A 21,959-nucleotide genomic window follows, 5' to 3' on the forward strand; every position below is an offset into this window, starting at 1 on the left:
GACGCTTCCTCGGTTTTTTGGCCGTTCACGCAGTGTTTGCTAGAGATCAGCATTGCCAAAAGGTTTGGATTGCTGCTCGGTTCTGAGCTTTTGTTCGGGCCGATCTTTGTTCTGCGTATGTCAGGAGATTCTGGCAAACGCTTTTATCAAGGCAAAAATGGCCTAAATGATTTGACTTGATTTCTGCTGACCTCCCTGTGACAGGCCAAGAAAAGTCCACTAATAAAGGGGTCTCTAGCCTGGTTCAGGGAATCCAGCAACGCTTTCAAGCCTTTGTCACTAAGCCAAAGGGGTCTTCGAAGTCCTCGCCAGAGGCTTTTGAAAAGCAGCCCAGCAGCAACGAGGATAGGGTCCAGGATTCAAGCTATGTTTCACTGCATCCCAAAGACTCAAAGTGGGCCCGCTGTAGCTGGAGCATCAGCAAAGCCGATCAGCAACGGGCAAAAAAATCAAAGGCAAAAGCCCTATGTCTGCGGCTGGTCGATTTGTATAGCCACACCGATGCCTTGATCAGTAGGCATGCCATCAAAGAAATTCTTGTCGATAGCGAGGCTAATGAGTGGTTCCTTCCTGTGCCGATGGGCGGCCGCGACTATCTTCTTGAGCTCGGCTATCAGCTTCCTAAGGGAGGTTGGCTGTCGCTAGCTTTCTCAGAACCGGTATACGTTCCGCAAAGCGATCCTTCTGAGCAGAGTTCCGATAGCTCATCTAGTTCTTTGCGCCAGGAGCAAAACGTCGCCTCCCAACCTTTTTCTCTGACTTCGTCAGTTGCTGAAGTTGCTGATTTTGGTGATGACGGAATGCACGAGCAGATGTATCAGCGTGCAATTTCAAATAACCCCAGCTTTGGAATTGGCTCGGAGACTCTTCAGGGGGATGGTCGTTCCGATCGCTCCAGGCGGTTTAGTAATGATTCTGGCTCTGGATGGTTGGATAGTGGTCGTGGACAGTTTTTACGTCGCCGTAAATCTCAGCAGAATGATCCCGACAATGCCTCTGATTCTGATTGGTTCTGACCGGTTGGTGATCTCTTCGTTCATTGTTTGCTTCTGATCTGTATTGGTTCAATCGTTGGTTCATACAGACCAGCGAGAGGTGTATGAGTTGATGAATCGCTAATCAGGGTTAGTCACGCGGTGTGCCATAGCCTCCACCGCCTGGGGTGCAGATCAGTAACGCCTCTCCGGCTTCGATATTGATCGTTGCGCATCCTTTCAGCGGATCTCTTTTTCCATTGACGTGTTCAAGTTGGTTTGCGCCTAACGCCCCTGGCAGGCCGCCTAATAGCCCGAATGGTGCAATTCTTCTCGATCCAGAGAGAATCGACGCTGTCATTGGCGCTAGGAAGCGAAATTGTCGCAACAGCCCATCACCGCCACGCCATCGCCCAAGGCCGCCACTACCATGCCTTAACGCAAAGAGCTCCAGCCGTACTGGATAACGCTGCTCAAGGATCTCTGGATCCGTGAGGCGGGAATTGGTCATATGCGTCTGTATTCCATCAGCACCATCAAACCCTTTGCCAGCACCGCTGCCGCCGCCAACCGTTTCGTAATACTGATGCTCGCTGTCGCCGAAGCTGAGATTATTCATCGTGCCCTGGCTTGCTGCCATAACCCCTAGGGCAGCGAACAATAGATTGCAGAGTGCTTGGGAGGTCTCCACATTTCCTGCTACGACTGCTGCAGGTGGGTGCGGGTTGAGTAAGCAGCCATTGGGAACGATCAGTTCAAGCGGTTCAAAGCAACCGGCGTTGAGTGGGATCGTCTCCTTCACTAAACAGCGGAAGACATAAAGCACCGCTGCTTTTGTTACGGCCAGAGGAGCTTGGAAATTGTCAGAGCCCTGGGCTGAGGTGCCAGTGAAATCAACCTTTGCTGTGCGCTGATGCTTATCAATTGAGATCTTCAGGCAAAGCTTTGCGCCATTGTCGAGCTCTACTGAGAAGGCGCGATTGTTCAATGTTTGGATCACCTTGCGCACCGCTTCGGCCGCATTGGCCTGTACATAGGCCATGTATCTGTTGACTTGTCGATCACCTGTGCTGGCGACAAGAGCCGTCAGCTCTTGAACGCCTAACTGGTTGGCGGCGACTTGCGCTTGTAGATCGGCGAGCAACTCGGCTGGGTTTCGTGGCGGCATGTTGCCGCTGTGAAGCCTTTGCTCCCAGCTCTTGCGGTCGTGGTGAGCATCGCTCACAAAAGACACGTTACGGAGGAGGAGTCCTTCGTCTTTGATGCTGCGACTAAAGGGCGGCATCGAACCGGGCGTGAGTCCACCCACATCGGCATGATGCGCACGACAGGCGACGAAATAGCTTGGTCTGTCGCTTGTGGTGAACACAGGTGTGATCGCTGTGATGTCTGGAAGATGGGTGCCGCCGTGGAAGGGATCGTTGCTGAGTACTGTCTCGCCTGGGCGCAGTGGTCCGCGTTCGCCAGCGTTAATCTGTGCCAGAAGATCGGCGACTGATTCACCCATCGAGCCAAGGTGAACCGGAATATGAGGGGCATTGGCGACGAGTGCACCCTGGTGATCGAATAAGGCGCAAGAGAAATCCAGCCGTTCGCGGATGTTCACTGAACGACTGGTTTGACGTAGTCGTTCCCCCATCTGTTCGGCGATGGCCATGAAGCGATGATGGAATAACTCCAGCAACACTGGATCGGGCGTTTGCTTGGCCAGTGCTACCGGTTGCCTTGTAATCACTGAATCTGCAGCGATGGCATCGAGTACAAGAGCTCCTTGTTGATCCACGATTGCTCGCCAACCAGGCTCTAGCACGATGCAACCTGTAGCTTCTAAAATCAGTGCTGGCCCTTCTAGTACAGACCCTGCGATCAGACGATCGCGATGATGGAGGGGCACCTTCTGCCAGCCAAGATCTGGCCAATGCACCTCAGCATGTTGATGTTCACACCGTGGTGGAGGCGTATGCAGTTGGACGTCACCTCGTCTTGATGGGACTTGATCGCTTGGGGATGCAGGGGCTACTACTGCGACTTCGAGCCTTTCCACCACTAAAGGCTGATTGTGAGGAGGGATATAGCTAAAGCGCTGTTGGTGGGCGACCGCGAATGCTTTTTGTATATCCGTGATGCAAGTTGTTGGCTTCAGGGAGAGCATTAAGCCTTGTTCGCTGGATGCATAGCGCAGTTCGATGCGGGCCCAACGCTTTGGTGGAGCTGAATCAACAGCACTTGCAAGGTCTCCTGATTCCTGTAGGAGTTGTTCTGCTTGCGTCTGTTCCAGCTTGATGAGCTGCTGAAGTTTGTCCAACAAGTCTTCGTCAAGGGGTTCACGCACAGACCTTTCTCGTAATTGACGTTGACGGGCATGGCCCATTCCATGGGCTGAGAGCACGCCCGCTAAGGGGTGAAACAGCACTCGCTTCAGTCCTAGCTGAGCTGCTAGCCGGCAGGCATGTTGCCCACTGGCCCCTCCGAAGGCAACAAGCACGCCTCCACGAATGTCATGACCGCGTAGTAACGAGACCTGTCGGATTGCATCAGCCATGCGTTCGATCGCGATTGCTAAGGCACCTTCTGCGCTGTCTTCTGGTGTGCTGCCGATCGTCTCCGCTAGTTTTCTAAAGCGCTTTTGCACAACTGATAAGTCTGGGGGCTGGTTTGCCGATGGGCCGAATAGCGCTGGAAATTCGTTCACCTGTAGGCGACCCAGCAAGAGATTGGCGTCCGTAATCGTTAGTGGACCGCCACGGCGGTAACAGGCTGGTCCGGGGTCAGCACCCGCTGAGCGAGGCCCAACCTGTAGCCGTTCGCCCTCACTGCTGATGATTGATCCACCCCCTGCTGCCACGGTGTGGATTGGTAACCTCTGAGCCATTAAGCGCTGGCCCGCCACCTCTGTTTCAGGGCTGCGCTGCCAGTCTTCCTCCTGTTGCCCGGCAGGAACATGGAACACATCGGTGGAGGTTCCGCCCATGTCGAAGCCCAGTAGAGGTTGTTGGGCGAGTCCTGATGCTCGTGCTGCGGCGACAGCGCCAACCATCCCCCCTGCCGGTCCGGAGAGAATTGTGTCTTTAGCGAGTAACCATTTAGGTGTCACCAATGCACCGCTTGAGCCCATCACGCGGAGACGTGTTGACGGCCCGAGCTCCTTGCGGACTTGGTTTAGATATTTGAAAAGTACTGGTGAAACAGTTGCTTCCACCAGGGTGGTTTGTCCTCTGGGCACCAGGCGTGGCAGGGGGCAAACCTGATGGGAGCAAACCACGGAGTTAAATCCCAGCTGATTTAACCAGTCCTGCAAGTGCAGTTCGTGTTCGGGGTTGCGGTAGGCATGTAGGAGAGCAATGGCGCAGCTTTTCAAGCCTGCCTTGGCATGCCGCCGCACTTCATCTTCTAGGGCTGCATCGAAGCTGATCGGTTCGATTTCTTGCCCCTTGGCATCGAGGCGGCCTGGCACCTCGATCACGGCTCGTGCCAGGAAGGGCGTGCGGCGGATCTGTAGAGCAAATAATTCAGGCCGATGCTGATCGCCGATGCGGAGCAGATCTCTGAAACCACGATTGCAGAAGAGAAGAACCGCTTCTCCTGCATTTTCAAGCAAAGCATTGGTGGCCACGGTGGTGCCGAGGCGCACTTCTTCAATCAAGCCGATGGGAATTGGTTGTCCTGCTTTGAGCTCCAACACCTCCCGGATCGCTCGGACGGCTGGATCAACAGGCTGGTCTGGCTGTTGCGAGAGCACCTTGCGGACAATGCATTCTCCAGCGGGATTGATTCCGACAAGATCTGTGAAGGTTCCGCCGCGATCGATCCAGAACTGCCAAGGCATGCAATTGAGCCAGTGGCTTGGCAGAGCATCGTGCCTCCATTATCGAGCCTTGCGGGAGTTGCTGACTAGGCCTGGCGTTCAGGAGTGAAACAGAAGCACAAGGCCTTGGCTGACTTGGTGGAATTCTCTCTCTTCGCGACTTAGGTCCAAACCGACTTGAAGAGCTTCTTGTAGTGCATCTTCAAAGGGGGGGGTGAGAGGGGCATTTTGTTGTCTACATAAAGCTGCAATGCCCACGGGAGTGGCATGCCAGCGAAAGCGCCCAGTTTCACCAATCGCAGGTTGATTGAGGGCATCTTCAAGGAGGGAATTGATCGGCATGCTTCAAGTGGGCTTAACCCAGCTTCGGAACGCAGCACTCTTGCTGCAATCGGCTGAGAGACTTCGTGATGAACTGAGGATCAATCTGCTATGGCTGGCAAGGCCCCAGAAGACTTGCCCAAACGGATTGCTTTAGTGCATGAGTGGTTCACGCCCCGTGCCGTGGGGGGTGCTGAGCAGGTCGTGCAATCTATCGATGCTCTGTTGCTCAGATTGGGCTGTCAATCAGACTTGGCAGCTCTGGTTGATGGAGAAAGCCTTAGGCCAGGAAGCTGGCTGGAAGGTCGCGCCATTCAGACCAGTCCGATTCAACATCTCCCGTGGGGAGTGAGCCATGTGCAGCAATACCTGCCCTTATTGCCCCTTGCGATTGAGCAGTTAGATGTGGGTGATTACCCCTTGGTCATCAGCAGCAGCCATCTTGTGGCTAAGGGGGTACTCACCTCTCCTGATCAGCTCCATGTGAGTTACGTGCACACTCCCGTTCGTTATGCATGGGATCAGATGCATGCCTATTTGCGTCGCTCGGCCTTGGCACAAAGCGGTTTAGGGCCGTTGATCCGTTGGCAATTGCATGTTCTCAGGCAGTGGGATCAGCTCAGTGGTGCGCGCGTGAATCATCTTTTGGCCAATTCCCGCTTTACAGCGCGGCGGATTGCTTGCTTCTGGGGGCGTGAAGCGGAGGTGGTGCATCCACCGGTGAAGGTGGATCGCTTCCGCTGGGATCAGCCTCGCAATGATGTGTACCTCTGTGTTTGTCGCCTTGTTCCTTACAAGCGAGTGGATCTTGTGATTGAGGCCTTCAATCAATTGCGCTTGCCACTGTTGGTGGTTGGCGATGGACCGGAGTGGGCATTCCTAGAAGAGTTGGCAGGTCCCACAGTGCAGTTGCTAGGCCGTCAAACCCAGGCGCAGGTTGAGGCCTTGATGGAAAGTTGCCGAGCCTTCGTTTATGCCGCTTTGGAGGACTTTGGAATTGCACCAGTGGAAGCCATGGCAGCAGGGGCCCCAGTGATTGGCTTGGGGAGGGGTGGCTTACTCGATACCGTGCGTTGTGCGGCGGCGGGAAGGCGTTACCCAACAGGGGTCTTGTTCCCTGAACAGACAGTCGCATCAGTCGCGCAGGCGGTTGCCTGGTTTGAGGAACGTCAGCTTTGGCAGCAGTTGACCCCTGAAGTCGTACGCCTTTGCGCAGAACAATTCCGTCCGGAAGCTTTTGCGTCGCGTTTTGAGACTGCACTACGTCAGGCCTGGCAACAACATCAGCAGGCCTGTGCCGTTGCTGCGAGTGACCCTGTGGAGCTTTTAGAGTTTCGATCCTGATCTTGAGTAGGCGAGCAGCTAGGAGAGATCATGAGATTGGCCTCCAGGCGCTTTGTGTTTCATGGGTGTAGTAGAGCCCTGCGCCGAGGGGCTTCTCGTCGTCATCTTGAGGTGCGTTCAGCTCCAGCCTCAAAGTTGCCTGCGAATGCCTTGATTGATCAGCAGAGTCGCTTGGGGAGATCGATTAAACGATCTGGAGATGTGGTGTTTTCCCTTGCTGTGATCAGCCTCGGCTCTCCTGTCTTTCTCCTTTTGGCGTTGCTGGTCAAACTCAGCTCACCTGGGCCTGTTTTTTATGTGCAGCGACGGGTAGGTCGTGATTATCGACACTTTGGCTGTATCAAGTTCCGCACGATGAGGGCAGATGCCGACGACATCCTTGCAAATTTGCTTGTTAAATCTGCTTCGATGAGGGCTGAGTTTGAGCGTGATTTTAAGCTTCGTAAGGATCCTCGGATCACACCAATTGGTCGATTTTTGCGTCGTTCCAGTCTTGATGAACTGCCTCAGTTTTTGAATGTGCTGCGGGGTGAAATGAGTTTGGTTGGTCCCAGACCAATCGTTGATAAAGAACTTGAACGCTATGGGGAGTTTATGCATGAAGTTGCATCTGTACGCCCTGGGCTCACAGGTCTGTGGCAGGTGAGTGGTCGCAACAATCTCAGCTATGCCAAGCGGGTTCGCCTTGACCTTGCTTATGCCCGGGGGCGCTCATTCATGTTGGACTTAGCGATTATTCTGCGCACCTTTGGTGTGCTGTTGCTGCCTATGGATCGCGGTGCCTACTGAGGCGAAGGGGTCAGTCTCGTGCCCAGCGTTGGTTGCAACGAGCTGAACACTTCATCTCGCTTTCAGGATAGCTGTAACCAGCCTTACGAGCGTTCTTCTTCACTTCGGCGGGATTGGAACCGCTGAAGGTTCTGGTGGTTTTTGCCTGAGCAGGGATCTGCACCGACAGCAGCAGAGCTGTGGCGGTGATGGTGATCATTCGCATTGGTTTGGTTAGAGCAGAACCAGAGCAATCATGATCCAGACCAGTTCAAGCCAACTGGTGAGTGCCAGGATGCGCTGCAGAGCATCTGGGTCTGCCGGCGGTTGATCGATTGCCAGCAAGGGTTTGTCCACCCATCGGTTGCCGTATCGGTTGCGTCCGCCCATTCGCACCCCGGCACAGTGGGCATAGATCGCTTCGGACCGTCCGGCGTTGGGGGAGTGATCTAAGGCTCCGTCCTGTTCCGCTGCCATCACCAGAGCCGGTAGTTGGCGCCAAGGCTTGCTGATTAGAGGAAGGGTGAGCATCACCAGGCGGCAGGGGAGCCAGGTGAGGAGATCATCGAGTCGTGCTCCGGCAGTGCCTAGCCATTGCAGCGTTCCCTGCCGATAGCCCAGCATCGAATCAAGGGTGCTGGAGGCCTTGAAGCTCCAGGCCAGGGCTAGAGGGCCTGGCCATGCATTGGAGACATGCCATAGGCCAGCACCGATCAGCATCCAAAACAGCGGTGCAAACACGCCATCCACGGCGTTTTCGGCTGCGCTTTCAGCGGTAGCCCGCAGAATCTCCTGCTCATTCAACTGGGTTACATCGCGTCCCACGATCCAGCTCAGCTGCAAACGGGCGATAGACAGGTCTCCTCCCGCGTCTGTGGGCAGCGCCTTCAACACCTTCAAGATGCTGTGGCGGAGGCTGCCGGCGGCGAGGGCACTTGCCAGGGCGATCACCAGCATGGGGATCCCGAGCCAGGCTGGGGCGATGCCTTCCTGCAGGGCGAGGCGTTCGATTGCCCAACCCAGTGCACCGCTGCCGCTGATCAGCACAGCGGTGATCAGAACGCCGCCAACACGCAGCATCACAGGGCGATTCCCGGCGATCGCTTCGGCAAGATGACGTAGATGTTTGATCACAGATCCCATCAACTCAACGGGATGTGGACACCAGCGCGGATCACCGATCAGCAGGTCGAGACCTGCTGCAGTGATGACTAGCAGAATGGCAAGGGTCAGGCTGTTTTCAACCAGCTGAACATGGCGCGGAGACCTTTGCCGACTTGCTCAATTGGATGGTTGGCATCGCGATCGCGAATCTTCTTCATCTCAGGTTTGCCTGATTCGCATTCGGCGACAAAGTTTTTAGCGAAGGTGCCGTCTTGGATGTCAGCGAGGATGCGTTTCATCTCAGCTTTGGTATCAGCGTTGATCAGTCTTGGCCCACTCACGTAGTCGCCGTATTCGGCAGTGTTGGAGATTGAATCACGCATGGCAGTGAGGCCGCCCTTCACCATCAGATCAACGATTAACTTCACCTCGTGAAGGCACTCGAAGTAGGCCAGCTCAGGCTGGTAGCCAGCTTCTACAAGGGTTTCAAAGCCTGCTTTGACGAGCTCTGAGAGCCCGCCACAGAGCACGGCTTGTTCGCCGAACAAGTCGGTTTCGGTTTCTTCCTTGAAGTTGGTTTCGAGGATGCCCGCTCGGGTGCCGCCGATGCCCTTGGCGTAGGCCATGGCCAGTGCACGTGCTTGACCGGAGGCATCTTGTTCAATTGCGAATAGGGCTGGTACTCCTTGCCCGTTTTGGTATTCCCAGCGCACGGTATGGCCAGGCCCCTTGGGAGCAATCATCACCACGTCGACATCAGCTGGCGGCTGAATTAACCCGAAGCGGATGTTGAAGCCGTGAGCGAAGCTCAACACTTTGCCTGAACTCAGATGAGAGGCGATCTCTTTTGCATAAACATCTTTTTGGAATTCATCCGGTAGTAGCACCATGATCCAGTCCGCTTTGGCGGCGGCTTCAGCGACGCTGAGCACTTCCAGTCCATCGGCGCGGGCTTTCTCGGCGGAGCGGCTGCCTTCATATAGGCCCACTACCACATCTACGCCGCTGTCCTTGAGGTTGAGGGCATGGGCATGGCCCTGGGAGCCATAGCCAATGATGGCGACGGTCTTGCCATTGAGTAGGCCGAGATCGGCATCGGAGTCGTAGAAGAGCTGGGCCATCCTGGCTGGATTGCGTTCAGGGCAAGGTCAGAGCTTAGGCAAGGGCCCCATGGCTTTGGCTGAAGGCCCAATAGTCCTTTTTTCGGTTGTCAGTGCAATCAACGCATCAGGCTTCGTTCGGGTGGGCAATCACACGATCGATGAGGCCATAGTCTTTGGCCTCGGCTGCACTTAAGAAGTAGTCGCGGTCGGTGTCTTTTTCGATTTTTTCAAAGCTTTGACCTGTCAGCTCTGCCATGGAGTGGTTGAGCATGTCTTTGATGCGCAGGATTTCACGCGCTTCGATTTCGATATCGCTGGCTTGTCGTTGGTTGGTTCCACCCAGCGGTTGGTGGATCATGATTCGGCTGTGGGGCAGGGCGAGTCTTTTCCCTTTGGTTCCTGCAGTGAGAAGGAAGGCGCCCATCGATGCTGCCAAGCCAACGCAGATTGTTACAACATCACTTTTGACGTATTTCATCGTGTCGTAAATCGCCAGGCCAGCAGTTACTGATCCACCTGGGGAGTTGATGTACAGATAGATCGGTTTTGTGCTGTCTTCAGAATCGAGGTAGAGCATCTGGGCCACCAAGCTGTTGGCAACACCATCACTGACTTCTTGGCCAAGGAACAGGATCCTTTCCACCCCCAGGCGGGTATAGATGTCGACCCAGCGCTCCATCTGGCTGCCGGGAAGACGGTAGGGAACGCTTGGGGTACCGATCGGCATGGTGAAAAAAGAAAGGAGGAAATCAGAACTGGATTAGGAATGATCTGAGATATGCCTGGAAGGGTTAGTCCAGGGTTGCAGTGGATCGATCAGTTCAGTGACTCTGAACTGGGGAGCTCTTTACGGCTGCTGAGAATTCGATCGATGATGCCGTATTCGACAGCGTCCCCAGGGGTGAGATAACTCATCCGATCAGAATCCTTTGATAACTGCTCAATGCTGCGGCCTGTATTGCTGGCAAGAATTTTGAGCATGGCTTGCTTGTTATGCAGCACTTCCTTGGCACGGATCTGAATGTCGGTGGCTTGACCTTGGGCACCACTGCGAGGTTGGTGCAGCACGATTGAGGCGTGGGGAAGGGCAGCTCTGTGGCCTTTGGTTCCTGCCGAGAGAATCACCGCTGCCGTGCCCATTGCTTGGCCGATGCAGATGGTGTGGACAGGGGGTTTGACGTAACGCAGGGTGTCACAGATCGCAAAAGCTTCGGTTTCAAAGCCGACGGCATCACCCGTATACCAGCTGGTACCAGTGGAGTTGATATAGAAGTAGATGGGTTTTTCTGGGTTGTCGAACTCCAGATAGAGAAGTTGGGCAATGATCAGTTCGGTCACATCCATGCCCAGCTGCCGCTTGGCATCGTCGTCGGAGAACAGGGGCAGTCCTAGGTAGACAATGCGTTCCTTGAGAAGTAGCGATGGCAAATCCGGAGGCGGTGTACGCATCACGGTTGATTCGCCGTAGTAGGGAGCGGACACCGTCATCTGCAGCAGATCTTTGGCGGAATTTGGAGACTAGCGAGGGTTAGCCGGTGGGTGCTCGGTGGTCTTACTTGATTTGCGGGTTGGCTGATTTTTCTCGAAGCGACCAAAGACCATCCTGCCGGTAGGGGTTTGCAGCGCTCCAGTGACAACAACGGGTAGCCGCTTTCCAATGGCCTCTCTGGCGCCCTCAACCACCACCATCGTGCCGTCTTCTAGATAGCCCACCCCCTGGTTGTCTTCCTTGCCCTGTTTGACGATCTTGAGTTTGAGCTCGTCGCCGGGTTGTACTTCAGGTCGCAGGGCGATCACGATTTCGCTGAGGTTGATGGCTTTGAGGTCTTTGACCTTGGCGACTTGGGCGAGGTTGTAATCGGCAGTGACCAACATCCCGCCTGTATCGGCGGTGAGTTTGAGCAGTCGCTCGTCAGTGCCCGATCCCTCGTATCGGGTGCTGTTTAAAACCAGCCGTCTGCCATAGGTTTCGCGTAATTCAGTGAGCAACTTCAAACCGCGTCGACCTTTGGCTCGTTTTTCGGCATTGCTTGAATCGGCCAGCTGTTGCAGTTCATCAATAACGGTTTGGGCCACGATTGCCTGACCTTCCAGCAGTCCGCAGGCCAGTAGTCCATTAATGCGGCCATCGATGATCACGCTGGTGTCGAGAATCTTTGCAGTGGCAGGTGTTAGAACCCCATCGGCGACCAGTAACGCCTCGGTGCTGTTGGGATTGAACAGGCGTAGCAGTGTGCGGCCGTGGACCTCCGCCAGGTTGTATCCAAGGACTCCAAAGAAGACATTGCTCAGTACTGCGGCCAGAGGCTTTACCAACACCACCTCAAATGGGAGGGGCAAAAGCAGGATTGGTGCCAGGAGCAAATTGGCAACCAGTAGGCCAAGAATGAGGCCTACGGCTCGACTGACCAAGAGGTCGGTGGGCATGGTGCGAACCTGCTGCATCAGCCTTTGCCGCAGTCGCTGGAAGAAGAATCCAGCCAAAAGTCCAAAGCAGGCGCTCAACCCACTCAGGACCAACCTCAGTCGATCGATATTGATCGTTTGCTCTAGAAGCCGTTCGGGCAACAGCTCAACTCCAAGCCAGCCAGTGGCCGCGCCAGAGATCAGAAACAGCACCAGGATGAGCAGGTCAACCATGGGGTCAGATCGTGTCTGCTCGCTCCGGATGCAGGCAGCATGCACCATCCTCTGGAGCTTGGCCCGGGCAGATGTCCGCACCTTTGCGGATTGATTGATGAGAGAAGGTCTTGCTGTGTTGCCACCTCGCAGTGCCTATCTGCACATTCCTTTCTGCCATCGGCGTTGCTTTTATTGCGATTTCGCTGTCGTGCCCCTTGGCGATCATGCCAATGGGGCTAAGGGCTCTGGCAGCGCCTCGATTCAGTCTTATCTGCAGCTATTGCAACGGGAGATTGCGCTTGTCAAGCCTGGGCCAACGCTGGCCACGGTTTACATCGGCGGGGGAACACCATCTCTGCTCAGCTCAGCTCAGATTGGTGCCCTGTTGGATCAGCTACGGCAACGGTTTGGCGTTCAGCTTGGTGCAGAAATCACACTGGAAATGGATCCAGCTAGTTTCGATCAGGCTTATCTACAGGCCGTGTTAGCGGCTGGTGTCAACAGGGTGAGCTTGGGTGGGCAGAGTTTCGATGATGCAGTGCTCGAGACGCTTGGGCGCCGTCATCGTCGCCACCATTTACTGGAGGCTTGCGGATGGTTGCATCAGGCTCATCAGTGCGGAGAGCTGAAAAGTTGGAGTTTGGATCTCATCCAGAACCTGCCAGGACAGGAGCTGGTGGCTTGGAAGCAACAGCTTGTTGAGGCTATTGATACTGGTTCACCTCATCTTTCTATCTACGATTTATCTGTTGAACCAGGCACGGTATTTGCTTGGCGTCAGCGGCGGGGTGAGTTGGATTTGCCCGATAATGATTTAGCAGCTGAGCAGATGCAGACCACCAGTGTCTTGCTTCGTCAGGAAGGATTTGGCCGCTATGAAATCTCCAATTACGCCTTGCCAGGGCACGCCTCACGGCACAACCGCGTGTATTGGAGTGGGGCAGGGTGGTGGGCGTTTGGTCAGGGTGCGACCAGTGCGCCCTGGGGCGAGAGGCTGGCTCGTCCGCGCACAAGGGATGGTTACTGCAACTGGATTGAGGTTCAGGAGGCAGAAGGACTGGATTCCTCTCTAGTTGCGGCTCAGGCAAGACCCTTACCTCTGGATGAACGGTTGTTGGTGGGTTTGCGTTGCCGTGAGGGAGTTGATCTTGAGGCCCTCAGTAGGGCTTGGGGCTGGACTCATGAGCAGTGCAACGCTCTATTGCCGTCGTTGCAGGTGCGCTGGCAGGCGGCGTTGGATCGGGGCTGGTTAGAGCTGCATGGACGACGTTGGCAGCTCAGTGACCCCGAGGGGATGGCCATCAGCAATCAGGTTCTGGTGGAGATGTTGTTGTGGTGGCAGTCTTTGCCTGCTGATGCAGTTGCTTCACCCAACCTTGAAGGGCTTCTACGCACAGCTGGCGACCTTGGATCAATGGTTGACTGAAGGGGGGTTGGCTGGGAGTCAGTCCCAACAGGTCAGCGGTGACCCTTACCTGTCCATCGCAATCTTCGCCAGCGCCGATACCGATCACGGGGATGGTGAGTTGTTGACTCAGGCAACGAGCGATGGAACTCGGCACATGTTCGACCACCAGGGCGAAACAGCCCGCTTGCTCAAGTTGTTTTGCTTGTTGCAGCATTTGCGCTTGGCTGCGAGGGTCCTCCGCCTGACGGCGGTAGCCGAGCTGATGTACTGCTTGTGGAGTGAGGCCCAAATGCCCCATGACTGGGATCCCCATGCGCACCAGACGCTCAATGACTGCTAGGACCTCTGGCTCTGCTCCTTCTAGCTTCACGGCGGCTGCACAGGAGTGCTTGAGCAGGCTTCCAGCTGCAGCTACAGCCTTGTCTTCTCCGCATTGGTAGCTCAGGAATGGGAGGTCGCAGACGACGAGGGGCTGTTGTGGCAGAGGGCGAGTGAAACCCCTCCCCACCGCTTTGGTGTGGTGGAGCATCTGCTCCACTGTCACAGGCAGGGTGGTTGCATGGCACAGTGCCACCATCGCTAGGGAGTCTCCTACTAGAACCACATCGGCTCCAGCGGCCTCAACCAAGGCCGCACTTATGCCATCCCAGGCTGTGAGGATGCTGATCGCTCGCCCGTCCTGCTTGAGTTGAGTTAATTCGCTGGGGCGCATCTGCTTCTCCAGGCCCTCGAGGGTCCATTGCTAGCATCGTGTTGACTCGGACCCATGCGGCCGCGACGCCTAAATCTGGTCAGGACCGGAAGGGAGCAGCCACACGGGATGCTCGTGACAGGCGTGGACTCCGGGTCACCCACATGGATGAAGGTTAGATCTCGTTATCGTTGCGAGGTTGACGCTTGCGCAGAAATTCTGGAATTCGTGCGCCCGATTCGTTGGCTTCAGGCTGGCTATAGATCGATTGAGAGGCAATCTTGTTGATTGAGCGTTCGCTCCGGTAAGGCTGGTTGCCTTCAAAGCCTGTGGCGATCACGGTGACGTGAACTTCACCTTCGAGTTTCTCGTCTACAACAGCTCCAACAATGATGTTGGCTTCTGGATCGACCACGTCGTAGATCACTTCCGATGCGGAGGTCATGTCCTCAAGGGTCATGTCGCGACCGCCGCTGATGTTGATGACGCAACCTTTGGCTCCGTCGATGCGGGCCGCTTCCAGTAGCGGACTGCTGATGGCAGCCTGGGCTGCTTCTATCGCCCTGGAACGTCCTGAACCTTCACCAATCCCTAGCAGGGCCGTGCCGGCTTCGGTCATCACCGAACGCACGTCGGCGAAGTCCACATTGACAAGGCCAGGGCAGGTGATGATGTCACTGATACCTTTAACACCCATACGCAGGATGTCATCTGCACTTCGGAAGGCTTCTTGAAGCGGAGCTTCGGAGATGACGTCTTTAATGCGGTCGTTGGGGATCACAATCAAGGTATCCACATGATCGGCCAGGCGGCCAATGCCTTCAGCGGCCTGTCGCATGCGACGACGTCCCTCAAAGCTAAAGGGTTTGGTGACGATGCCCACAGTGAGCGCACCGCTTTCCTTGGCAACTTCGGCAACCACTGGAGCGGCACCAGTGCCGGTTCCGCCACCCATGCCAACGGCGATGAAGACGAGATCGACTCCTTGCAGAGCTTGTTGCAGTTCTGCTCGAGATTCCTCCGCCGCCTTCTGGCCGATGCTGGGATTACCGCCAGCTCCTAACCCTCTCGTAAGGGTCTGACCCAGCTGCACGCGGTTACTGGCTGCAGACTGAAGCAGGGCCTGAGCGTCCGTATTCATGACCCGATAGTTCACACCATCGAGGTCACTGAGAATCATGCGGTTGACGGCATTGCTGCCGCCTCCGCCGACGCCAATTACTTCAATGCGAGCTGATTGGCTGGGAAGGATCCCTGCGGTCTCCATGGAGGTGGACATGGACATGTTTTTGATCGCCATCTCCATTGTCGATGTCGAACCATTGAGGTGTTGATGCATTATGTCTGTGTGGGAGCTTTTCGCTGAAAGTTTCAACACAGTTGATTTTTTGCGCCATCTCTGTAACGGACATTTGGCGATTTCAGGTCATCTGTCATTGCTTTTGCTTGGCATGCCTTGCAGGACGATTGACCTCACTTAGAAGGTTGGGGCATTTGCAGTTCCGGTTTGGAGGGATCGCTCATGTCGATTGTTGTGCCTGTTTTATGGCGAAAACTTGACGGCAGGGTTTTGCTCAATTGGGCCACAGTTTCTAGTTGCTCCTTCAGCAGGGTGCTATTGCTGCCTAGCTGAATCAGGCCAAGGGTCTTGGTTTGCAGGCTGAGCTCTCCATCAGGAGCCACGAGGATTCGCTCTAGGGGGCTACCAAGCTGATTTCGTTGCTCCAGTACCTGGGAAATGGCTTGCCGTTTGCTGGCCGTCCAGCCTTCTACAGTCAAGTTTGTAGAGGGACGCTCGCCTTGTTTTGCCACGTTGAGTGGTATCCACATCGCAGTGCTGTCGACCATGCCCTGCTCTTGGCCATAGGCGCGTTTTCGTAGTGCATAAGCAACGGGTTTTCGTTCTTGAAGAGCCACATCTATTCCTGGAGGGAGTAGGCGCCTTTGCACGACGACCGAGTTGAGCGGCAGTTTGCGCAGCAGGGTCTGCTCTAGTTCTTTGGGATTGAAACCAAGAAGTGGCTGGGGGAAGTGGAGCGCACCGGCCTTGATCACGGTGTTTGTTTGGATGTTGCGGCTGCCTTGCACATGGATTTGCTTGGCGTTGTTGAGGCTCCATCCTTGGCTGAGTAGTACCCATCCCAGGCCTGCTGCAATAGAGATGAATGTCAACATTCGCCAGAGGTAGATCAGTTGCTCTCGGCGGCGTTGTTGGCGCAACCGGCGCCGCCTTTCTACCCCTGGGCCGTTTGCAGGCCGTCGATCAGGGGTGGATGAGCTCACAGGTCACAGCGTGCCCGGGCCATCAGCTGATCCACCCAACGGCGAGCCTGTTCTGCATCGGCAAAGGGCACATCCATTTCTTGGCCATTGCCGATCAGCCGAAGTCGACAACGGCCCTGAGATTCTTGGGTGAGAGGAGCTTCCCCTGAGGTCAGGGCCATCAGTTCCAGCATCTCCAGCTTGGTGACTTCAAAGTTGCCCTGCTCTTGGAAACGGCCTGCTTCAAAGCTGCTCCAGCTGAGCATGCCTTGTTTCAGTCGAGCAGCTCCTGAGCCGTCAAGTTTGGATAGCTCAGAGTCCTCAGCCCAGACGCGGAAGAGGTTTTGCCGCCGCCTCTCTAGCCACCCGAGAGCAGTGAGAAGCACAAAAACCAGGAGCAGGGGGAACCAGAGCAGACCGTGAATCATTGGCAGGTCAAAGATGGAAGTCCGGAATGCCATCAAGTTGGAACTTGTTTATTCTCTCGCTGTGATCACAAGTTGGCTCACGAGCTCTTCGAGCGTTACACCAGAAGCCTCCCAGAGCATTGGATACATGCTCTGAGATGTGAAGCCTGGCAGGGTGTTGATCTCATTGAGCCAAATTTCATTGCGTGCAGCGTTGTAAAAAAAGTCGACCCTGGCCATGCCATGGGCGGCTACGCAGCGACAGGCTTGTAACGCCAGTGTGCGGATTTGTGCTTCAACTCCCTCTGGTAGAGGCGCTGGAATGAGCGTATGGCTGCAATTTTCGCTGTATTTGGTGTCGTAGTCGTACCAGTCCGCATCAAAGCAAATCTCCCCTACGACAGAGGTTTGCAGTTCACGCTTGCCTAGGACAGCGCATTCAAGCTCTCTTGCGCTCACTCCCTGCTCCACCACAATGCGCCGATCAAGGCTGGCAGCCTTATCGAGACCGATAAGCAGCTCGTTGCGGTTTTGAGCTTTGCTGATACCGACTGAAGAACCCAGGTTGGCGGGTTTGACAAAACATGGGTATTTGAGTTTGGCCTCCAAGTGTTTGGCGACGCCTTGACGCGATTCGGTTTCAAGGAGATCTGCGGCATCAACGGCGGCGTAAGGCACCTGTGGTAACCCTGCTGCAGCGAAAGCGGCTTTCATGGCCAACTTGTCCATGCTGAGGGCAGAGCCGAGTACGCCTGAACCCACAAAAGGTTGTCCCATCAGGGTGAACAGGCCCTGCACGGTGCCGTCTTCGCCATTGGGACCATGCAGAACTGGATACCAGACCTGTACCCTTTCGCTCCCCTCAGGCAGTTTGGTAAAGCCCTGCGGGGCAAGCGGTGTCGACAGTTGTTCCGGTTTGGCGGGATGACCTTGCTTCAGCACTGCTTCGGCAACGCCAGCTGGCCACCAGCGGCCTCGTTGGTCGATGTAAATCGCAATGACCTCGAAGCGATTGTTGTTCACTTCGCTGCGTAGGGCTCCGACCACCGTGATGGCTGATCGGATTGAAACAGCATGTTCCTCGGACGCGCCGCCGAACACCACGCCTACACAGGTGCGGGAGGAAGGCATGGAGATACTGCAAGGCCTTGGGTGTTAGCGACCAAAGTTATCAGTGCCGACTTCTGGTTTGCTCACAAGGGGTTCCGCTCAGGGAGAAAGCACGCACACTATTGATCTGAATGTCGACGAGATCGCCTGGGCTATAGCGGCAACCTTGGGGTCCTTCGGTCGCAAAGAATGTGAGCCGGTTGGTGCGGGTGCGTCCCATCAGCTGTTGTGGTTTTTTGGGATTGATCCCTTCGGCTAGCACCTGTTCTACCTTGCCGGAGTAGCGGCTATTGCGCTGCAGGGCTATGCGTTCCACCAGCGCATTGAGTTGCTTGAGTCGCTCCACTTTCACCGCTTCGGGGAGTTGGTTGCTCCAGGTGGCTGCAGGCGTATTTGGACGGGGGGAGTAAGCCGCGGTGTTTACCTGGTCGAAACCCACTTCCTCGAGGAGGTTCAAGGTGTTTTGGAACTGGGCGTCGGTTTCGCCTGGGAAGGCCACGATCACATCAGTACTGATAGCGGCATCGGGCATAAGCTCCCGGATTCGGTTCACGATGCGTCGATAACGCTCCACTGTGTAACCCCTAGCCATGGCCTTAAGCACATCGTTATCACCGCTTTGGAAAGGGATGTGGAAGTGTTCGCACACTTTGGGTAGATCAAAGCAAGCTTCGATCAATCGTTCCGTGAAGTAGCGCGGATGGCTTGTCGCAAAGCGGATGCGCTCGATTCCTTCCACGTCATGAATGTGATGGAGAAGATCGGTGAGTGTGTTTTGGCGCCGGCCTTCAGGGGTGATCCCGGGCAGATCGCGTCCATAAGCATCAATGTTCTGGCCAAGCAGTGTGATCTCCCGAAATCCACGGGCGGCCAGGCCCTCGATCTCCAGTCGGATCGCCTCTGGCGACCTTGATTGCTCCTTCCCCCGAACGGAGGGCACCACGCAATAGGTACAACGCTCGTTACAGCCGTAAATCACATTGACCCAGGCGCAGATTGTGCTGTCCCGTCGAGCTGTGGTGAGGTCCTCGAGAATGTGGTTGTCATCTGTGGCGACAACCTGCTGACCATTGTCCACCTGTGTGAGTAGGGCTTCAAGGCGGTTGGCGTGTTGGGGCCCCATCACAAGGTCGAGTTCAGGGATTCGTCGCAGTAGCGCTTCTCCTTCCTGTTGTGCTACGCAACCGGCAACGACCAGCTTCAGATGGGGGTGTGTTCGTTTGCGGCGGGCCTGGCGTCCTAGGTAGCTGTAAACCTTCTGCTCGGCGTTATCGCGAATTGTGCAGGTGTTGTAGAGCACGAGATCAGCTTCTAGTTCTGCTGGCGCCTCGTGGTATCCCATCGCCTCAAGAATTCCGGCCATGCGCTCTGAATCGGCCTTGTTCATCTGGCAACCGAAGGTTTGAATCCAGAAACTGCCTTGATGCTGTGCGGTTGTTGCCGGATTACTAGCGATGGCGGAGGTGGCGACCAAGGCAAGAGGCGAAGCGAACGATCGAAACAATCTCATCAACTCCTTCAGTGTGTCGAGCCCTGATGGATTGTGTTGATTTGGAGATGAGGTCGTGAACGCTATTTATTTATTTCAGTTGCTCAGCCGTTGGAGTGTCTTCAACATTGCTGGTAGATGCTTTTTGCAACTCGTATACAGCTTAATTTGGCTGCCCCGAGGCCTTGATGATCAGCTGGCTTTCTTCTAGCAGTGAAGGCGGCGTTCACACCGCTTAGCAGGCTTCGAAGAGCTTCTAGGCGTTGCAGTTGGGGCTTGCTAGTTGTGGAGGTTTTGACTCTTGTGAAGCCATGGAAAAGTTGAGGGCGAGCGAGGGGATTCGAACCCCCGAATAGCGGCGCCACAAGCCGCTGCCTTAACCACTTGGCGACGCCCGCCGCGTCGGTAAGAATTTACCAATTCGCCTTGAAGCCATCCTGCAGAACCCATTTGATCAACGTTGCTGGCCATCCGGACCATGGCTGGCTGGTGTTTTAGTCCTTGCAGGTTGTGGTGCGGTGTTGGTTTGGACCAACCCTTCCATGGAGGATTACAGCGATTATGCAGGTGATCAGTTGGTGGAACTTGCGACTGATGAGTTATGTGAGCAGAAGGGGCTGCCGATGGTGTTGAGGCTTTGGATTAGAAATTGTCCAGAGCTGATCGCAGCGCAACAGCCGGTGCTGGCATCCGTTGCAGGAGAGTTCACCACAAGACTCAATTTTGGTTTTGTCAGTCTTTACACGACCAAGTTGGATGGTCGGAATTTGCTCCCTAAGATGCGTCTGCCCTCCTATACCGTGACAACCATTGCGGGCGCTGGGCATTTCTTGACTATTCAGACTCGGACGGAACCGGGCAAATTGGAGTGAGCCAGGAGCGCAAGGGATGCCTAGAGGCTTGGGTGCCGCGTGGTTTGTTGACACGGGAAGTGGATGTCTTATCAGCACGGGTCACCGCTGAGGGTCTATGTCCTCTGCGCATTTGTTGGCAGGACGGGCGCCTTTGCTCTTTTGAGCTGATTGATGCTGATGTTTTATCGCCGAAGCGGCTGCTTTTGCCGAGGTTGGCAGAGCCCCATGCTCACCTCGACAAGGCATTCACCTGGCTTGATTTTCCCAACCTGCATGGCACCTATGGCGGTGCCATGGTTGCGAACTTTAAGGAGCGTCAAAGCCGCACTTTGATTGGGGTGAGGCAGCGTGCTGAGAGATCTCTCAAGCTTGCGTTGAGGCATGGCTTGAGAGCCATGCGCAGTCATGTCGACAGCCTTGGTCCAGCTACCGATAGCAGCTGGGAGGCTTTGCTGGATTTACAGCGTCAGTGGCAGGAGTGGATGGAGTTGCAATGGGTCGCTCTGGTGCCGATTGAGCACTGGAGCACCCGCGAAGGCGATCAGCTAGCGGGTCGGGTCGCAGAGGTAGGAGGTCTGCTGGGTGGTGTGGTTGTGCCCCCTTTTGATCCGGGGAAGACGCGAGATTCATTGCGGCAGATGCTGCAACTTGCCGATCGCTTGGGCTGTGGCATTGACCTTCACATTGATGAGTCGCAAAGCCATCCTGCGGCTGGCTTAAAGCAACTGCTTTTAGTGCTTGATCGCATGTCAATCACAGTGCCGATCACTTGTAGTCATGCCAGCAGCATGGGGTTGTTGCCGCCGGGAGCAGTGAGTCGTTTGGCTGATCGGATGGCGCATCATCGACTCAATGTGGTTTCTCTGCCGCTGACCAATGGCTGGTTGTTGTCAAAGCAACCTCGTCGCACTCCTGTGGAGCGACCTCTGGCACCCATCCATCAACTCCAGCTGGCAGGCGTAACGGTGGCTGTGGGAGGCGACAACGTTCAAGATCCCTGGTTCCCGGTTGGCAACTTTGACCCTTTGGCATTGATGGCTTTTTCGTTGCCTTTGGCTCATCTGGCACCTTGGCAGCGCTTAGGGCTTGCTCCTTTCACAACAGCGGCGGCCAGGGTGATGAGCCTATCTTGGGAGGGAACATTGCAGCCAGGCAGCCCAGCCAACCTGCTGCTTTTGGAGGCTGGCAGCTGGGCTGAGGCCCTAGCTGTTCCACCCCGCCGGGAGGTGATTGTTGATGGAAACTGTCTGCAAGACCTAGACCAATAAGCGTCTTTCCTCAATCAAGAAAGAGCAGGTGTTTTATTGTTTGAATGTCGAAGTCTTTTGGGTTGCTATTCAACATTATTGTTTTTTTGATCCTTGTTTTGAGCGATGGAAGAATTAATTAAGAGATATTTATCTGTAACGCTGAGGGGATCATGGCTTCGTGGTAATGACGGAATTCAAGGTGTTAAACCTTTTTTAAAGATCAGATTTTGCTCTAAAAGTTGTGAGCCTATTAAGGCTGATGGACTTTAACGGAGAAACTGGTATTGATTGTGGAACTTGCACATGTAACTATAGTTCTATGGGTAGAGATATTATTTAGATGTAGTTACTAATAGTGGCTTTATAGGTCTATGTAGGGGGTGGTTTGCTTCGACTTTGAAAGTTAAATGAGCTGCTAAGTCTAGAGATCTAACCGCTTTGGAGGCT

The 21,959-nt window shown here is 55.1% G+C and carries 19 protein-coding genes, 1 tRNA gene, 1 other RNA gene and 1 pseudogene; 7 read left to right on the forward strand and 15 right to left on the reverse strand.

Annotated features, from left to right (window positions below):
- Positions 1-176: 176 nt before the first annotated feature.
- Positions 177-1,016, forward strand: a complete 840-nt coding sequence (locus tag AKG35_RS01635; protein ID WP_011129686.1) for a DUF4912 domain-containing protein — start codon at positions 177-179, stop codon at positions 1,014-1,016.
- A 109-nt stretch (positions 1,017-1,125) separates the two neighbouring features.
- On the opposite strand, the gene AKG35_RS01640 is transcribed toward AKG35_RS01635, so the two are convergent.
- Positions 1,126-4,800 carry a hydantoinase B/oxoprolinase family protein gene (locus tag AKG35_RS01640; protein ID WP_011129687.1) on the reverse strand — a complete coding sequence of 1,225 codons (3,675 nt, stop codon included), beginning with the start codon at positions 4,798-4,800 and terminating at the stop codon, positions 1,126-1,128.
- Between the two features lie 78 nt (positions 4,801-4,878).
- A complete protein-coding gene (locus AKG35_RS01645) occupies positions 4,879-5,121 on the reverse strand; it encodes a hypothetical protein (protein WP_011129688.1) in 243 nt (80 codons plus the stop codon).
- Between the two features lie 90 nt (positions 5,122-5,211).
- Between AKG35_RS01645 and AKG35_RS01650 the strand changes: the two genes are divergently transcribed.
- Together AKG35_RS01650 and AKG35_RS01655 are read left to right on the forward strand one after the other, a co-directional pair.
- On the forward strand, positions 5,212-6,444 hold the full coding sequence (locus AKG35_RS01650; RefSeq protein WP_011129689.1) for a glycosyltransferase: 1,233 nt from the start codon (positions 5,212-5,214) through the stop codon (positions 6,442-6,444).
- Between the two features lie 30 nt (positions 6,445-6,474).
- Positions 6,475-7,233 carry a sugar transferase gene (locus AKG35_RS01655; RefSeq protein ID WP_011129690.1) on the forward strand — a complete coding sequence of 253 codons (759 nt, stop codon included), beginning with the start codon at positions 6,475-6,477 and terminating at the stop codon, positions 7,231-7,233.
- Between the two features lie 10 nt (positions 7,234-7,243).
- On the opposite strand, the gene AKG35_RS01660 is transcribed toward AKG35_RS01655, so the two are convergent.
- From AKG35_RS01660 to AKG35_RS01685, 6 genes are all read right to left on the reverse strand, one after another.
- A complete protein-coding gene (locus AKG35_RS01660) occupies positions 7,244-7,438 on the reverse strand; it encodes a hypothetical protein (protein ID WP_041384274.1) in 195 nt (64 codons plus the stop codon).
- A gap of 8 nt (positions 7,439-7,446) precedes the next feature.
- Positions 7,447-8,445, reverse strand: a complete 999-nt coding sequence (gene cbiB / locus AKG35_RS01665; protein ID WP_419177154.1) for an adenosylcobinamide-phosphate synthase CbiB — start codon at positions 8,443-8,445, stop codon at positions 7,447-7,449.
- Positions 8,442-9,437, reverse strand: coding sequence for a ketol-acid reductoisomerase (ilvC, locus tag AKG35_RS01670; RefSeq protein WP_011129692.1), 996 nt, complete (start codon positions 9,435-9,437; stop codon positions 8,442-8,444). The genes cbiB and ilvC overlap by 4 nt, the downstream gene beginning before the upstream one ends.
- A 106-nt stretch (positions 9,438-9,543) precedes the next feature.
- Complete coding sequence (locus tag AKG35_RS01675) at positions 9,544-10,146, reverse strand: ATP-dependent Clp protease proteolytic subunit (RefSeq protein WP_011129693.1); 603 nt, start codon at positions 10,144-10,146, stop codon at positions 9,544-9,546.
- An 89-nt stretch (positions 10,147-10,235) separates the two neighbouring features.
- Positions 10,236-10,907 carry an ATP-dependent Clp protease proteolytic subunit gene (locus AKG35_RS01680; protein ID WP_011129694.1) on the reverse strand — a complete coding sequence of 224 codons (672 nt, stop codon included), beginning with the start codon at positions 10,905-10,907 and terminating at the stop codon, positions 10,236-10,238.
- Between the two features lie 30 nt (positions 10,908-10,937).
- On the reverse strand, positions 10,938-12,107 hold the full coding sequence (locus AKG35_RS01685; protein ID WP_011129695.1) for a PIN/TRAM domain-containing protein: 1,170 nt from the start codon (positions 12,105-12,107) through the stop codon (positions 10,938-10,940).
- 49 nt (positions 12,108-12,156) lie between these two features.
- Between AKG35_RS01685 and hemW the strand changes: the two are divergent.
- Positions 12,157-13,269, forward strand: a pseudogene (gene hemW, locus AKG35_RS01690) (radical SAM family heme chaperone HemW); the annotation flags it as partial.
- 73 nt (positions 13,270-13,342) lie between these two features.
- Here the strand turns inward: hemW and panB are convergent.
- On the reverse strand, positions 13,343-14,161 hold the full coding sequence (gene panB, locus AKG35_RS12200; RefSeq protein ID WP_011129697.1) for a 3-methyl-2-oxobutanoate hydroxymethyltransferase: 819 nt from the start codon (positions 14,159-14,161) through the stop codon (positions 13,343-13,345).
- A gap of 43 nt (positions 14,162-14,204) precedes the next feature.
- On the opposite strand from panB, the gene ffs reads away from it, so the two are divergent.
- Positions 14,205-14,301: signal recognition particle sRNA small type (gene ffs, locus AKG35_RS12115), an RNA gene on the forward strand.
- 14 nt (positions 14,302-14,315) lie between these two features.
- Here the strand turns inward: ffs and ftsZ are convergent.
- The 6 genes from ftsZ to AKG35_RS01730 form a co-directional block, all read right to left on the reverse strand.
- Positions 14,316-15,425 carry a cell division protein FtsZ gene (ftsZ, locus tag AKG35_RS01705; RefSeq protein ID WP_197524592.1) on the reverse strand — a complete coding sequence of 370 codons (1,110 nt, stop codon included), beginning with the start codon at positions 15,423-15,425 and terminating at the stop codon, positions 14,316-14,318.
- A gap of 188 nt (positions 15,426-15,613) precedes the next feature.
- Positions 15,614-16,423, reverse strand: coding sequence for a cell division protein FtsQ/DivIB (locus tag AKG35_RS01710; protein ID WP_011129699.1), 810 nt, complete (start codon positions 16,421-16,423; stop codon positions 15,614-15,616).
- Entirely contained in the window at positions 16,420-16,830 is a 411-nt protein-coding gene (locus AKG35_RS01715; RefSeq protein WP_036911846.1) for a hypothetical protein, read from the reverse strand. The genes AKG35_RS01710 and AKG35_RS01715 overlap by 4 nt, the downstream gene beginning before the upstream one ends.
- 48 nt (positions 16,831-16,878) lie before the next feature.
- Positions 16,879-17,940, reverse strand: a complete 1,062-nt coding sequence (locus AKG35_RS01720) for a D-alanine--D-alanine ligase family protein (RefSeq protein WP_011129701.1) — start codon at positions 17,938-17,940, stop codon at positions 16,879-16,881.
- A 40-nt stretch (positions 17,941-17,980) separates the two neighbouring features.
- Positions 17,981-19,423 carry a tRNA (N6-isopentenyl adenosine(37)-C2)-methylthiotransferase MiaB gene (miaB, locus tag AKG35_RS01725; protein WP_011129702.1) on the reverse strand — a complete coding sequence of 481 codons (1,443 nt, stop codon included), beginning with the start codon at positions 19,421-19,423 and terminating at the stop codon, positions 17,981-17,983.
- 310 nt (positions 19,424-19,733) lie between these two features.
- A tRNA-His gene (locus tag AKG35_RS01730) sits at positions 19,734-19,806 on the reverse strand.
- A gap of 120 nt (positions 19,807-19,926) precedes the next feature.
- Between AKG35_RS01730 and AKG35_RS01735 the strand changes: the two genes are divergently transcribed.
- Complete coding sequence (locus AKG35_RS01735; RefSeq protein ID WP_236069632.1) at positions 19,927-20,280, forward strand: DUF4359 domain-containing protein; 354 nt, start codon at positions 19,927-19,929, stop codon at positions 20,278-20,280.
- Entirely contained in the window at positions 20,277-21,530 is a 1,254-nt protein-coding gene (locus AKG35_RS01740) for an amidohydrolase family protein (RefSeq protein ID WP_011129705.1), read from the forward strand. The genes AKG35_RS01735 and AKG35_RS01740 overlap by 4 nt, the downstream gene beginning before the upstream one ends.
- Positions 21,531-21,959: the final 429 nt, after the last annotated feature.

This window comes from Prochlorococcus marinus str. MIT 9313 (assembly GCF_000011485.1).
GTDB classification, from domain to species: Bacteria; Cyanobacteriota; Cyanobacteriia; order PCC-6307; family Cyanobiaceae; genus Prochlorococcus; species Prochlorococcus marinus_D.

Excerpts from the sequence above, each read along its gene's own strand:
- AKG35_RS01675 (WP_011129693.1), bottom strand. The coding sequence starts at position 10,146 with ATGCCGATCGGTACCCCAAGCGTTCCCTACCGTCTTCCCGGCAGCCAG.
- panB (WP_011129697.1), bottom strand. The coding sequence starts at position 14,161 with ATGCGCCCCAGCGAATTAACTCAACTCAAGCAGGACGGGCGAGCGATC.
- AKG35_RS01650 (WP_011129689.1), top strand. The coding sequence starts at position 5,212 with ATGGCTGGCAAGGCCCCAGAAGACTTGCCCAAACGGATTGCTTTAGTG.
- AKG35_RS01640 (WP_011129687.1), bottom strand. The coding sequence starts at position 4,800 with ATGCCTTGGCAGTTCTGGATCGATCGCGGCGGAACCTTCACAGATCTT.
- ilvC (WP_011129692.1), bottom strand. The coding sequence starts at position 9,437 with ATGGCCCAGCTCTTCTACGACTCCGATGCCGATCTCGGCCTACTCAAT.
- AKG35_RS01660 (WP_041384274.1), bottom strand. The coding sequence starts at position 7,438 with ATGCGAATGATCACCATCACCGCCACAGCTCTGCTGCTGTCGGTGCAG.
- ftsZ (WP_197524592.1), bottom strand. The coding sequence starts at position 15,425 with ATGTCCATGTCCACCTCCATGGAGACCGCAGGGATCCTTCCCAGCCAA.
- AKG35_RS01715 (WP_036911846.1), bottom strand. The coding sequence starts at position 16,830 with ATGATTCACGGTCTGCTCTGGTTCCCCCTGCTCCTGGTTTTTGTGCTT.
- AKG35_RS01680 (WP_011129694.1), bottom strand. The coding sequence starts at position 10,907 with ATGACGGTGTCCGCTCCCTACTACGGCGAATCAACCGTGATGCGTACA.
- AKG35_RS01685 (WP_011129695.1), bottom strand. The coding sequence starts at position 12,107 with ATGGTGCATGCTGCCTGCATCCGGAGCGAGCAGACACGATCTGACCCC.
- AKG35_RS01720 (WP_011129701.1), bottom strand. The coding sequence starts at position 17,940 with ATGCCTTCCTCCCGCACCTGTGTAGGCGTGGTGTTCGGCGGCGCGTCC.
- AKG35_RS01655 (WP_011129690.1), top strand. The coding sequence starts at position 6,475 with ATGAGATTGGCCTCCAGGCGCTTTGTGTTTCATGGGTGTAGTAGAGCC.
- AKG35_RS01645 (WP_011129688.1), bottom strand. The coding sequence starts at position 5,121 with ATGCCGATCAATTCCCTCCTTGAAGATGCCCTCAATCAACCTGCGATT.